Consider the following 13,076-nt stretch of genomic DNA (forward strand, 5'->3'; position numbering starts at 1 on the left):
ATTTTATGATAGGTGTTTAAAATAATATATATAATATATTTTTAGGAGGACATCTAAATGAAAGCAATTGTTGTAACTGCATTTGGCGGACCTGAAACAATGAAGTATACAGAAGTCGATATGCCAACTTTTAATGAGAAACAAGTGTTAATTCGCGTTATCGCGACAAGCGTCAATTTTGCCGATATTAAATCGCGCTATGGCAAAAAAGGGAATGGAAAACTCCCATTTATTCCAGGTATAGATGCGGCAGGAATTGTAGAACAAGTAGGTTCAGATGTGAGAAATATTCGCGCTGGACAGCGTGTAATCGCCTTTCCTCTTACTGGTTCGTATGCTGAATATGTTGTCGCAAATGAAAACCTTACCTTTGTATTACCTGATGAAATTGACTTCACAACTGCAGCCGCTTGTCCTATCGTATCTTTTACGAGTTATAACTTGCTTGCAAATGTCGCAAGATTACAACAAGGTGAAACCGTTCTTATTCATGCTGCGGCTGGTGGTATCGGAACAACATCGATTCAATTAGCAAAAATATTAGGGGCTGGAAAAATTATTGGAACAGTCGGAAATAAAGCGAAAAAGAAAGTTGCTTTAGAAGCTGGGGCTGATCATGTTATTTGTTATCAAGATGAGGATTTTAGTAAAAAGGCAAATGAACTTACGGGTGGTAAAGGTGCCGATGTTATTTTGGATTCCATTTCCGGAGCAGTGTCAGAAAAAAGCTTGGAGTGTTTGGCTTACTATGGTCGCCTTGTCCATTTTGGTAATGCTAGCGGGGAAATTGGAACATTTCGGACAAAGGATTTACATGCAAGCTGTCGTTCTATTCTTGGCTTTAGCTTTGGAACGACTCGTAAGAAACGTCCTTACTTACTTCGTCATACCGCTAACCAAGTTTTTCAGTATTTACGTGATGGAAGCCTACAAATTGCAATTGGTAAACGTTTTACACTTCAAGATGCAGGGAAAGCGCATGAATGGATCGAAAGTAGACAGAGTACAGGAAAAATCATTCTGACTGTTAAATAGAGGTGTCATTCATGGGGTCACGAGTTATGCATTTGATTATCGCAAATGGTATTGCAGAGAAATTATCCATCCCTGATAAAACATCTTTCTTGCTTGGGGGAGTAGCTCCTGATGCAGTTCGTTCAAAAGAGGAAAAAAACGTATCACATTTTTATGCTGGTACAACAAAGAACTATACCAGAAGAATTGATTACGGTACATTTCTTCAAAAATATAAAAAGCACATAGATTCCTCTTTCATTTTAGGGTATTATACACACCTTATTGCTGATGATAATTGGCTCAACGGTTTTTTTCTTCCTTGGCTCAAAAATAGAATCGAGCATGATCAAACAATTTTATCTATGTATCATAACGATTTTAAATTATTGAATGCAAAACTATTACATCATTACGATAAAGAGCAGGAATTCCTTTCTATTCTTAATCAAGAAGCAAACATACCAAATGTTGAGGAAGTAACAGAAGAAAACGTTCTAGCTTTTAAAAAGCTTATTTTTAATGATATGGTATTTCCACAGCAAGATCTGCATGCTGAATTACAAGTGTTTACGTTTAACCAAATTGTCGGTTATGTAGAAACTGCTATTGAGAAAGGTGTTTTCTTTTTAGAAAGGCTCTAACATAGTTATTTAACCTTTTAAACACTAAAAAGGCGTGACTACTTTATACATGTAGACACGCCTTCTCACTTTCATTATTCTCCCATTAAGGGAAGTCTCCTATTATCTAGGCTTCTTCTTCCCAGTAAATGCAGGTTTCGTTTTCTTTGGTGCTTTCGGTTTAGACTCTACAAATGTTCCTTTAAACATCTCGTGTTTCTTGAACTGAATGCCTAACTTTTTCGCAAATTGAAGTAGTTTACGCTCTTCTTGCGGAGTAACAAGGGAAACAACTGTCCCCTCTTTCCCCATACGTCCTGTACGGCCTGAACGGTGAATGTATTGATCTAATGTATCTGGTAACTCTAGGTGAATTACATGTGTTAAATCATCGATATCTAACCCACGCGCAGCGATATCTGTCGCTAATAAGATTTCTAAATTCCCATGACGGAATGCGCGCATCGTTGCTTCACGTTCTTGCTTATTCGCTTCCGCATGAAGAGCTGCTGCTTTCATTTTACGGAATTTCAGTTTCTCAGTAATTTCATCTAAGCGGAAGGGATCATTTAAAAAGGCAACTGCTTTTACATTCCCCATATGCATAATTCTTCTAATATAATCATTTTTTTCACGGCGTTCACAAACGATATACGTATGCTCAACTAAACTCTTTGTTTCTGTACGTGTGATGCGAACTAATTGTGGATCAACTGCAAAATCGCGTGCTACTTCTTCTGCAGCTTTTGTCATTGTTGCCGAGAAGAATACTAATTGACGATCACGCATTGTTGATTTAATTACATCAAACACAGCTTCCATCATCTTTTGTTTTACAATTTGATCAAATTCATCAAATACAATTGTCTTCACTTCATGCATTTTTAACTTTTTCATACGAATTAATTCTAAAATACGTCCTGGTGAACCAACAATGACTCTTGGATGCTTCTTTAACTTTTCGACTTGGCGCTTAATATCCGCACCACCAATTAAAGATGCACCTGAAATGTCAGTTCCGATTGTAAACTTTTGAACTTCTTCATGAATTTGCATAACAAGTTCACGCGTTGGCGCTAGAATTACAACTTGTGGTTGTTTCACTTCAGGATTAATTTTATGTAAAAGTGGTAATAAGTACGCTAATGTTTTCCCTGTCCCAGTTGGTGATTCAGCTATAACGTCTTGTCCTTCTAAAATGGTTGGAATCGCTTGTTTTTGAACTTCAGTAAACTCTTTAAAACCAGCCTTCTCCCAAGCTTGTTGCAAAAATGGTTGCATATCTTTTATCATTTGTTTTTCTCCTTTATCTCTATTTTTGAAGAAAATGTTGTATTGTTCGCACTGTTTCTATCATGTGAGAAATAACAGTTATTAAATCATCAACATGGTCTTCTGTAATCGCTTTTTGAAATAGAACCTCTACCTTATTATGATATGAAATCGCTTGCTTATTATATTCGTATGAAATTTCCTGCGTAATCATTCGCTCTTTTCCCCAAATAGATTGTACTAACGATTCGATCTCTTGACAATCTGTTTCTGGGTGCTGTAACGGAAATGCAAATTGCAGTTTCAGTTCACAACCTGGTATAAACTGCGGCACTTCTAAAATCTCACCTGATAAATTTTTCGCATCTACTGACAGTGAGAATGTCGCTTCTACTAACGGTTTAAACTGTTCAGTTAATTGAAATGAAATATGATATATACGGCTTAGCGATGCAAGGTCCATCATATCTTTTCGATCCGTTACAAGAATATCACCATGTAAATCAAAATCATAGACAGCTCCTTCAACGATTACTTTTAAATTTTCAAAAGCAGTTGGATCAAACATAATTTCCTCCAAAAAACAGGCGCCTTTCGATGGAAAGGCGCCACTTGATGTATATATAGTTTACAGATAAACGTGATGAATTACAACCTTTTAGAATAAACCTACTGCTTTTCCATCTGCATTTACGTCCATTTGAAGTGCCGCAGGCTGTTTTGGAAGACCTGGCATTGTTAACATTGTTCCTGTTAACGCTACAATAAACCCTGCACCAATCGATGGTTTCAATTCACGAATTGTAACAATAAAGTCAGATGGTCGACCTAATTTTGTTGCATCATCAGAAAGAGAATATTGTGTTTTCGCCATACATACTGGCAGGTTGCTCCAACCTTCTCCTGCAAATTGAGCCAATTGCTTACGAGCTTTTGGAGCAAATTCGATATCTTTTGCACCGTATACTTTTTGAGCAATTGTACGGATTTTTTCTTCTAATGGCAATTCTAATTCGTAAAGTGGTGCGTATTTGTTGTCACCTTTTTCAATTACTTTTAATACTTTCTCAGCAAGGTCTACACCACCTTGGCCGCCTTTTTCCCAAACTTCTGTTAAGGATACTTCGTAGCCACGCTCATTGCACCATTCTTGTAAGTATGCAACTTCCGCATCTGTATCTGTAATGAATTTATTAATTGCGATTACGAATGGAACACCGAACGCTTGAATTGTTTCAACATGTTTTTGTAAGTTTTCCATTCCTTTTGCTAGCGCATCTATATTTTCTTCTTTCAGCTGATCTCTCGCCACACCGCCGTGCATTTTAAGCGCACGAATTGTCGCAACGATAACGACTGCTTCTGGTTTAATACCAGCTGCACGCGCTTTAATATCTAAGAATTTTTCAGCACCTAAGTCCGCACCGAAACCAGCTTCCGTGATTACATAATCGCCTAATTTTGCTGCCATTGTTGTAGCGATAACACTGTTACAACCGTGAGCGATATTAGCGAATGGTCCGCCATGAATGATTGCTGGTGTATTTTCTAATGTTTGTACTAAGTTTGGTTTTAACGCATCTTTTAATAGAAGTGTTAACGCTCCTTCTACGCCTAAATCTTTAACTGTTACAGGCTCGTTGTCCATATTATAAGCAACGACAATGCGAGATAAACGTGCTTTTAAATCTTGAATATCTGTCGCAAGGCAGAATACAGCCATAATTTCAGATGCTACTGTAATATCAAAACCGTCTTCACGCGGTACACCTTGAACCGGCCCACCAAGACCAATTACTACATTACGCAGTGCACGGTCATTTAAATCGACACAACGCTTCCATACGATTTTTCGCGTATCAATCTTAAGTGTATTTCCTTGTTGAATATGGTTATCGATAAACGCTGCTAATGCGTTATTTGCAGTTGTAATGGCATGAATATCACCAGTAAAGTGAAGATTGATATCTTCCATTGGTACAACTTGTGAATAACCTCCACCTGCTGCACCACCCTTTAGTCCCATTGTTGGTCCAAGTGATGGTTCACGAAGTGCAATTACTGCTTTTTTACCAATTTTATTAAAAGCTTGACCTAGACCAACTGTTACTGTTGATTTACCTTCTCCTGCTGGAGTCGGGTTAATCGCTGTTACTAAAACAACTTTTCCGTCTTTCTCAGTTTGTAAGCGCTTAAAAATATCAAGAGATAATTTTCCTTTATAATGACCATAAGGCTCTAGTTCTTCTTCTAAAATGTTTAACTCCGCTGCAATCTCTTGAATTTTCTTCATACTTGCTTCTTGTGCAATTTCAATATCGGATTTAACTGTTGTAGTAGTTGTCATATACCCTAGTCCCCCTTTAATTGGTTCTGCCCATATTGTATCAGTTTTTTGTATTTTCTGCACTTATTTACCTCCTAAATTTGCGCATTTCGTTGTACTTTATTTTTTCAACATAAATACCCATAAAAATGTTAGTGCTTGCTGCAGTTCTACCGATAATTGTCCAAGCATCTTTTCATTTACTCCTCGTTTATATACGCCTATACCATTCACTACTTGGAACCCTTGCTCCTCTGCAAGCTTTTCAAATTCCCAAGGCATCATCGTATTACAAACGACATCTTTTCCATATAAACGAGGATAGCTATTTTCACGCGGTTTTGCTGTCGGTCCTAAAATAGCAATACACGCATATCCATCTGGTTTCAAAACACGCTTTATCTCGTTTAACGCCTGTAGTGGCTGTTCTGTCCATTCTAACGAGTTCACTGCTAATATGGCTGGAAATTGCTCATTTTCAAAGGGCAATGAAGAAAGATCTCCCTTTACAAATGACAAATTAGGCCCTTCTCCGCGTTCCTTTCCCTTTTGAATCATTTGTTCGGATAAATCTATACCACACGCCTTATATCCTGCGAGACTTAATTTATATGTACCATATCCATCACCACATCCGACATCTAAAACTGCCACACCATTTTCTACATACTTTTCAAAAAACGGGATGATTGTACTCCGACTCCCATGATCCCACATTTCTTGACTATTTTGATTCCAAGATTCCGCATTGTTGTCCCACTTTTTTTCTGCTGATTTATGCCAATTAAACTTTGTCATGTTTCCCCCTACTTTCACTTGTTTTCATTCATTTCATTCTACATCATTTTCCTATATTCCTGTTTATTCTCATGGAGAGATGGATAAGATAGCAACAGACTCATGCATTCTCCAAATTTTGCTTAACTTGGATATAACTCATACTCATATTCTCTTCTTTATGAAAAATAATAAAGATACACCCAATTGAAAGAGAGGGATGTACATGCCTAAAAAGCGAACACATCATTTTAAGAGTGGTGAAAAAAACGAAGAATATGCAGCTGAAATCTCGCCAGGGCGTCTTCCAATTAGACATAGACGGAAAGAAATTGCACATGAAATAGAAGGTACAAACACTGGTACACTTATCGGTTATGTAGCACTGTTTCTTTCTTTATTCTCGATTGCCTTTTATCCAGTTACCCTTGGTTCCCTTTCCATTTTAATTGGCTTATTGGCTGTTAATTTTGGAGCAAAAACACTCGGATATACAGCCATTGGGTTTGGTAGTTTTTCTGTTTTATTTACATTATTGTATCCACTTGCTTTATCAGCATTATAAAAACACACCAAGTATTACTTGGTGTGTTCACTCATGATACAACATAATATGTCCACATCCGCAGCAATGTTTTGCTGTAATTTCTTGAAACACTGGATAATTCTCTTCATTCCGATGTTCAATAAATACCTTTTCAAAACGATACATGTTAGGTGCATATGCCCAGTCTTGTTTCGTACGTGCATATAATGTAGATGAAAAAAATTCTTCTCCACCACAAACTACACATATTTTTTTCATTCTCATCCCTCCTATGCTTGTCTTACTTCATCTATATGAACATATGCATAAAAAAAAGACCTTCTATAATTAGAAAGTCTTTTCCGTAACAAAAAGAAATGTACCAAATATGCCTATTCCGCTATACTCTTTCTGTTTACCATTTTCCATTTCAAAAGTTTGTTTCACTGTTATAAAAAATACACCGTTTCGTGTATTCGTACTTACAAACTTCATCTTTTGTTCTTTCTCATCTACATTTTGTGTACATTCAAAGCTATCTTGATTACAAATCAATGCATACTTATCCTCTAAGTAAGACCTGAAATCAGATTCTTTCGGACAAGTTAAAAGTAGTACTGCAACAAGGATAATGCTGACAATACCTACCGCTATATAATATTTCTTCATTTTTTCTCCTTTCAAAAAACAAGAAAACTTGACCTAAATCGTCAAGTTCTCTTAGTCCACAACCCATTGCCACTCTTGTTCTTTCTTATCAAAAATAAGCCAGCCAGTTTCGGTTGCACCTTCTTTTAATTCCTCTATGTTATCTAGTACTTCATCCGTACTTTCATACGAACCAACTACATATACAGGAATCTCTAAACCTCTTCTTGACTCAATTTTCCCCGCTAAATCAATATACAGCCCGTCTTCCATTAATGGAACAAGCCCAAGAATAACTTCTTTTGAAATTGCTGGGAATATTTTCGATTTTTGAAAGAAAGAAAATCGTTTTTTTCCAAATGAACCTAGTTTGTACGGAATTACTTTGCTAAGCATTCCTACAAAATCAGCGATTCTACGGTAATACACTTTGTTGTACCAACCGTCATCATGTGAAAAATAGACAAATCTATTTTTCAAAAGTGGGAAAAACGCTCTCCCAAGTGGTTCTTTTTTGTGAGCCAAATATAACAATTCTGCAATTTCCTTTGGCTCCAATTCATCTAAATCGCTTGCGTCATCAAAATCCACCCAACAAAACTCATCAAATTCATCAATCTCTGCTTTAATTAATTTATGTATGTTTTCTTCTTCGACATATTCAAATAAAGTATGATAGTGAAAATCAGTCCACTCAAAATTATGTTTCAAAAGCAACACTTGATGAAGCGGTGATGGGATATTACTTGCAAACTCTTCAAATGTAATTCCAGATGTAATAAAACAATGACCCCGACGATTACCATTAATATATATCATATTTTTTACTTGGTCAGATCCTCCAGACAAAGCACCTAGCCACCTTCGTTTTATATGTTTCAATTCTATAGCATATTTTAACATGAAAAATTTTAGAAACATAGAAAAAACTTCAAAAACTATTTACAATTTCATGAGTTTTATTACATACTGATTACAAGAAAAAAAGCCTGTTGAAAAACAGGCTTTTTTACGCGATTTCGTCTGGATTTTGCGGATGATGATTTTCAGTATGCTTTTCGTTTTTTTGAAAAATGGATTGAATCTTATCAATTGTTTGTGGCGCTAACTCAATCATTTTTTCAGCTAGGTGTGTGGCATTTTGTAAGTGAAGAATATTTACTCCATCTTTATTCACTACAAGAAAGGCTACTGGAGTAATGGAAACACCACCTGCGCTCCCTCCGCCAAATGCCGGATTACCTTGTGCTCTTTGACCATCATTTGTTTGAAAATCCGATCCACCTGCTCCAAATCCAAACGCTACTTTGGAAACAGTTAACACTACACCGCCGTCAGCCGTCTGAACAGGCTCTCCAACAATCGTATTAACATCGACCATTTCCTTTAAATTTTCCATTGCTGCTTTCATTAATCCTTGAATTGGATGATCCACCGTTCATAACCTCCTTTGTCATATCTTTCCTAGTTTTTCCGAAACCTTGTGAACTAAACATAAAATTTTATATTGATTTCAAAAATGATAAGTAATAATATTTAGAAAAAACAAACTAAAGAGGGGATTATAATGATACGGAAGCTAACAAAGAGTGATCATGAACAAGTACTGGCCTTTTTAACGCTTTATCCGAAAGAATTCTCCTTCCTCAAGCGTGTGCAGGGCGATAGCTCAACGGTAGGTGGGAGATGACTTTCGGTTTGGCGTTAGCCAAAAAGTACTTGCTATTATTTTTATTTTCGCTCTGATATAATCAGTCTTATATTGTAGAAAAATTTGAAGACATACAAGACATACAACTTGGCACAAAAAATAAAATGTACTTTTGTGAATGTAAAGATGATACTGCACTACCTAAAACAATGCTTCATACTGCAATCACACTAGCAACCATAGATGATGTTGAGCAAATTATGAAGCTCCGAAGCAACATTGAAGAATTCCCTCAAACAGGACAATCAGAAAAGATTTTGCGGCAATCACTCGAAGCAAATACAGGACGCACTTACTACATTGAAAAGAAAGGAGAAATCATCTCTTCCGCTTCCACATCAGCTGAAAATTCCTTATCTGCAATGGTCGTTGGAGTATGTACTCATTCAAATTATCGTGTCAAGGGATATGCTTCACTCATATTACAAAAAATGATTCAGGATTTTATTAAAGAAGGAAGAACTCTTTGCTTATTTTATAACAACCCAGCTGCTGGATGGATTTATAAGCGGTTAGGTTTTAAGGATATTGGAATGTGGACGATGTATCGGTAAATTTGGATATTTATTAATAAAGTGAAACTTTAATCAGTGGGATCCCCCACTGATTATTAGCTCTCACCAATTGGACTACATAATGAAATTTATCCTGTTATTCCATTCTATTCAACAGCAATTATATCGATAAAATTAAAAGTGCTCTTGTGATAAAATGCATCCGTACATATTACATTCTTTCTTTTAGGATCGATATCAATAACCGTCATATAACTAGTAAGGACATAACCATCTTCATAATATGTAATTAATATTTCCTCTTCGGATAACAACGAGAATAATAACTTATTCTCGTTCATTTCTTTCGCATCTTGAGTCAGTATTGGTCGTGGTACTTTCGTTTTTTCTTCAATAATCTTTCGTATACTGTGATTTGAATCATAAGTCCGCCACAATTTGAATCATAATATTGCCAGAAAGCATTATTTTTAGAGAACATTCTTGTAATTTTTGAAGCATAACATTGCCATAAATCTTTTTTTAACTCATAAACTTGCCTCAAAAAATAGTAGTAGTCCATCTCCAACATTTAAAATCGAATATTTTTTCATTGGAAATACCTTATACAATTGAAAGTTTTTTATCTTTTTCTTAGACAGAGAATCATTCTATTTGTTATTTCATTTATCATTTGCTTATCATAGTGTGCTAAATCAAAATATTCTATTTCACCATATCGAGCTTTATAAAATGCTACTTTTTTTATCTCCAAACCTTTATAAGTATCTGGCCAATCACTACTATTTAAAGTTACTGAAATTTCATTTAAAAAATAATACCCAATCAATTGTGCTACTTCTTTCCAAGAGTATCCTAATGCTTTTCCGCTTTTGAAGTCATACAAAACTCCATCAATAATTATATCGCCATCTGCTCCCCCCACCATTAAAGAAGCAATACCGAAGGTTGGGTTATATATTACATTGCTTTTTTGCGAGATAATTTTAGTAATAAGAAACTTTTCTTGGAACACTCTGCACATATATTCTAATTCTTTTTTTATTTCTTCTGCTGGATCATAAAAGAGACTTTTTTTAGCATCCATTGGTGGCAATCCACTCCGAAAAATTTGTTCCAATTTAGCTAAATAGCATGCTGCAGTAACTAATGAGCCAATCTCGTTCTTTCCTTTAACAAATGATTTAAATTGCTTAATGGATTTCTTATATTTATAATTCAACCTAAATGAGTTATAAACAGACTTTTTAAAGAAACCTTTCATTATGTTTAAACCATTTTCTGCATTTATTTTTTTAAAGAAATCTTCTGAATTACTAATAACTATTTGGGCAATCATTGCTCTAGCTAAGTAATCAAATGCAGTTCCTACCAATGAAGCTTGATATGGATTGGTCAAATTATATGGAACTACCATCTCATATTCTTTAGTAAAAGCAGATTTACCAGACAACGTGTAAAACTCGTTCTTCTTAGGAATTATTTCTCTCAATATAGATTGAAATTCTTTATCACGTTCTTTAGAACTTTTAAGAATGCTTGTTAACGACATTAAATCACCTTTTTCATTATTATTACGATATATAATTATAGATAAATTTATTTTTGTTATTTAATCTCTTTCCCCTTATTTATCAAGTTATTAATCGTCCATATTAGTACAACACAATAGATTTAGCTTTAGTTCGAAATTAAGTTTGATTGCAACTCACTTAAAATTCTTTATTTAAAAGAGGATAAATATGAGAATTCTCTTACAAATATTGTGACTTTATTCTAAATTAATATATACAACAAATTACATTTTTTCAATTAATATCTCTATACATTGAGTTGTATAGTGATAATAAAGTTATTGAATTTTGATTAAAAAAGATAAGAGCCTTACTACATTCTATATGCAGCAAGGCTCTTTAAAGTTGTTTCAAATTATATCCATCTGCTTATGTAATGCTTAAAAAATGAATAATAAAGTCGTTTACTTCTTATTGAACTAACGCCCCCGTTAGTTTAAGTGTAACTCTTCACAATCATTTGATATTATATAGGTAAATAGAAAGATAAATTAGAATTTAGTTTATAGTTATAAAAATAAGTTATTCCCCCCCTTATAATTCTTCAAAAAGGAGAGTATATGAAAAAAACTATTGTTTTTGTATTAACGATATTTATATTATTCTCAGGATTCGCAACACAAGGTTATGCGTTGTCAGATTCGAAATCTGTGGCAATACAAGCATTGCTAGATGATGCCTGTCGTACGTCAGGTGTGCCTGGAATGTCAATCTCAATACTTGCTGATGGTGAAGTGTTCTACTTTTCTTCTGGGTATGCAGATCTTGAAAAGGGCCAGTCTGCAAGTGAAAATACACTCTATGAGTTGGCCTCGGTGAGTAAAGCTTTTACTGGTATGGGGATTTTGCTATTGGAAGAGCAAGGGCTGCTATCAATGACTGACCCTATCCAAAAATATTTACCTTGGTTTACGTTAAAGTATCAAGGTAAACCTGTTGATATGCAAAACCTTACACTAAATAACTTTCTTCACCATACCAGCGGCCTAACAAATATTAGACATATTCAAAATATTCCACAAGGTAATACGCCTGATATGTTGCAAAAGACTGTGGAAACGCTGGTAGATGCAGAATTGGCGTTCTCTCCTGGTGAACAATATAACTATGGAACCGTTAATTATGACGTATTGGGTTTGGTTATTGAGATTGTATCACGACAAAGCTATGAAGACTTTATGAAGGAACAGGTATTTCTACCCTTAGGTCTTCACCAGACGTATGTTTATAAAGAAGATGCTCAAGCCACTGGACAGTTAGCACAGGGTTACCGTTCTTCCTTTTTTATAACAACTCCATTTAACGCTCCGGATTATGCTGGGAATAAACCTGCCGGCTATATCATTTCTAATACAAAAGATATGGCGCGTTGGATGGGCATACAGATGGGTATCGTGCAGGACATACCCGAAATATTTCACAGGGCCATCGAAAAATCACATAGGGGTGATATGTCTGTTTCGGCTGTCAATGATATGTATTATGCGGCAGGTTGGTCGGTAAACGCCGAACAAACGTTTATAGAACACACTGGGGGTAATCCAAATTTTAGTACCGAAGTAGCCATACTGCCAAATGAAAGAACAGCCATCTGCTTACTGAGCAACGGCGCAAATACCAATATAAACCTGGTACTAAAAGTTAAAAATATATTAAACGGCAATCTAACTCAGTCATATGAGATAAGCGGCACACAGCTTTTGGATATCATTTTGTCGTCTACCACAATTATTCTTTGCCTATTAGCCGTTCTGTTATTTTTCTTAGGGTTAAGAAAAAGGAAAACGAATGAGCAGCAGCCAATGACAAAAAAGAGAACAATCGTAACAATTATTTTCCTAATCGCTACGATTGCCCAGTGTATAATGTTTTTTGCCTTCGATTGGTCAACGATACTTATTTGGCAAACATATAGTGTTCTTACAGCTTTAATTTCGTCAACATTATTAACAGCAAGCATTACTTGGTTTGTATATACTCACCGATTAGATGCCTCGGTCCGAAAATAAGTATAATGTTAAGTAAATAAATCTTAATTTATCGATATCCTTAATTTAAAAAACAGAAGACACCTCGGTGTCTTCTTTAAT

General features: G+C 35.3%; 15 protein-coding genes and 1 pseudogene. 6 read left to right on the forward strand and 10 right to left on the reverse strand.

Features of this window, described 5'->3' with window-relative positions; translation table 11 throughout:
- Positions 1 to 57: 57 nt before the first annotated feature.
- Both MHH45_RS05700 and MHH45_RS05705 read left to right on the forward strand, forming a co-directional pair.
- Positions 58 to 1,035: a quinone oxidoreductase family protein gene (locus MHH45_RS05700; RefSeq protein ID WP_016114648.1), complete on the forward strand. Its 978-nt coding sequence runs from the start codon at positions 58 to 60 to the stop codon at positions 1,033 to 1,035.
- Positions 1,036 to 1,046: 11 nt separating this feature from the next.
- Positions 1,047 to 1,658 carry a zinc dependent phospholipase C family protein gene (locus MHH45_RS05705; RefSeq protein WP_016114647.1) on the forward strand — a complete coding sequence of 204 codons (612 nt, stop codon included), beginning with the start codon at positions 1,047 to 1,049 and terminating at the stop codon, positions 1,656 to 1,658.
- 102 nt (positions 1,659 to 1,760) lie between these two features.
- Here MHH45_RS05705 and MHH45_RS05710 read toward each other — a convergent pair whose 3' ends face one another.
- The 4 genes from MHH45_RS05710 to MHH45_RS05725 all read right to left on the reverse strand — a co-directional run bounded on the left by MHH45_RS05710 (position 1,761) and on the right by MHH45_RS05725 (position 6,033).
- Positions 1,761 to 2,930 carry a DEAD/DEAH box helicase gene (locus MHH45_RS05710; RefSeq protein WP_016114646.1) on the reverse strand — a complete coding sequence of 390 codons (1,170 nt, stop codon included), beginning with the start codon at positions 2,928 to 2,930 and terminating at the stop codon, positions 1,761 to 1,763.
- A 19-nt stretch (positions 2,931 to 2,949) separates the two neighbouring features.
- Positions 2,950 to 3,477: a hypothetical protein gene (locus MHH45_RS05715; RefSeq protein WP_016114645.1), complete on the reverse strand. Its 528-nt coding sequence runs from the start codon at positions 3,475 to 3,477 to the stop codon at positions 2,950 to 2,952.
- 90 nt (positions 3,478 to 3,567) lie between these two features.
- Complete coding sequence (locus MHH45_RS05720) at positions 3,568 to 5,256, reverse strand: formate--tetrahydrofolate ligase (RefSeq protein ID WP_033671148.1); 1,689 nt, start codon at positions 5,254 to 5,256, stop codon at positions 3,568 to 3,570.
- A 99-nt stretch (positions 5,257 to 5,355) separates the two neighbouring features.
- Complete coding sequence (locus MHH45_RS05725) at positions 5,356 to 6,033, reverse strand: class I SAM-dependent methyltransferase (RefSeq protein WP_016114643.1); 678 nt, start codon at positions 6,031 to 6,033, stop codon at positions 5,356 to 5,358.
- A gap of 205 nt (positions 6,034 to 6,238) precedes the next feature.
- Between MHH45_RS05725 and MHH45_RS05730 the strand changes: the two genes are divergently transcribed.
- A complete protein-coding gene (locus MHH45_RS05730) occupies positions 6,239 to 6,577 on the forward strand; it encodes a hypothetical protein (protein ID WP_016114642.1) in 339 nt (112 codons plus the stop codon).
- Positions 6,578 to 6,604: 27 nt separating this feature from the next.
- On the opposite strand, the gene MHH45_RS05735 is transcribed toward MHH45_RS05730, so the two are convergent.
- The 4 genes from MHH45_RS05735 to ytfJ all read right to left on the reverse strand — a co-directional run bounded on the left by MHH45_RS05735 (position 6,605) and on the right by ytfJ (position 8,621).
- A complete protein-coding gene (locus MHH45_RS05735) occupies positions 6,605 to 6,817 on the reverse strand; it encodes a hypothetical protein (protein ID WP_016114641.1) in 213 nt (70 codons plus the stop codon).
- A 69-nt stretch (positions 6,818 to 6,886) separates the two neighbouring features.
- On the reverse strand, positions 6,887 to 7,207 hold the full coding sequence (locus MHH45_RS05740; protein WP_016114640.1) for a hypothetical protein: 321 nt from the start codon (positions 7,205 to 7,207) through the stop codon (positions 6,887 to 6,889).
- 51 nt (positions 7,208 to 7,258) lie between these two features.
- Positions 7,259 to 8,035, reverse strand: coding sequence for a hypothetical protein (locus MHH45_RS05745; RefSeq protein WP_016114639.1), 777 nt, complete (start codon positions 8,033 to 8,035; stop codon positions 7,259 to 7,261).
- Positions 8,036 to 8,195: 160 nt separating this feature from the next.
- Positions 8,196 to 8,621 (reverse strand): GerW family sporulation protein, encoded by a 426-nt coding sequence (gene ytfJ, locus MHH45_RS05750; protein WP_000349994.1) that lies wholly within the window; start codon positions 8,619 to 8,621, stop codon positions 8,196 to 8,198.
- 132 nt (positions 8,622 to 8,753) lie between these two features.
- Between ytfJ and MHH45_RS05755 the strand changes: the two genes are divergently transcribed.
- Together MHH45_RS05755 and MHH45_RS05760 are read left to right on the forward strand one after the other, a co-directional pair.
- Positions 8,754 to 8,876 carry a hypothetical protein gene (locus tag MHH45_RS05755; RefSeq protein ID WP_016114638.1) on the forward strand — a complete coding sequence of 41 codons (123 nt, stop codon included), beginning with the start codon at positions 8,754 to 8,756 and terminating at the stop codon, positions 8,874 to 8,876.
- Positions 8,877 to 8,938: 62 nt separating this feature from the next.
- Positions 8,939 to 9,451 (forward strand): annotated as a pseudogene (locus MHH45_RS05760) (GNAT family N-acetyltransferase); the annotation flags it as partial.
- 107 nt (positions 9,452 to 9,558) lie between these two features.
- Here the strand turns inward: MHH45_RS05760 and MHH45_RS05765 are convergent.
- Positions 9,559 to 9,849: a YolD-like family protein gene (locus MHH45_RS05765; protein WP_249922698.1), complete on the reverse strand. Its 291-nt coding sequence runs from the start codon at positions 9,847 to 9,849 to the stop codon at positions 9,559 to 9,561.
- A gap of 185 nt (positions 9,850 to 10,034) precedes the next feature.
- The gene (locus tag MHH45_RS05770; RefSeq protein WP_088093848.1) at positions 10,035 to 10,964 is read right to left on the reverse strand and encodes a hypothetical protein; all 930 of its coding nucleotides are present in this window, start codon (positions 10,962 to 10,964) and stop codon (positions 10,035 to 10,037) included.
- A 582-nt stretch (positions 10,965 to 11,546) separates the two neighbouring features.
- Here MHH45_RS05770 and MHH45_RS05775 point away from each other — a divergent pair.
- Positions 11,547 to 12,995: a serine hydrolase domain-containing protein gene (locus MHH45_RS05775; protein ID WP_088093847.1), complete on the forward strand. Its 1,449-nt coding sequence runs from the start codon at positions 11,547 to 11,549 to the stop codon at positions 12,993 to 12,995.
- Positions 12,996 to 13,076 lie beyond the last annotated feature (81 nt).

The sequence above is a fragment of the Bacillus sp. FSL K6-0042 genome, from assembly GCF_038006685.1.
GTDB lineage: Bacteria > Bacillota > Bacilli > Bacillales > Bacillaceae_G > Bacillus_A > Bacillus_A pseudomycoides.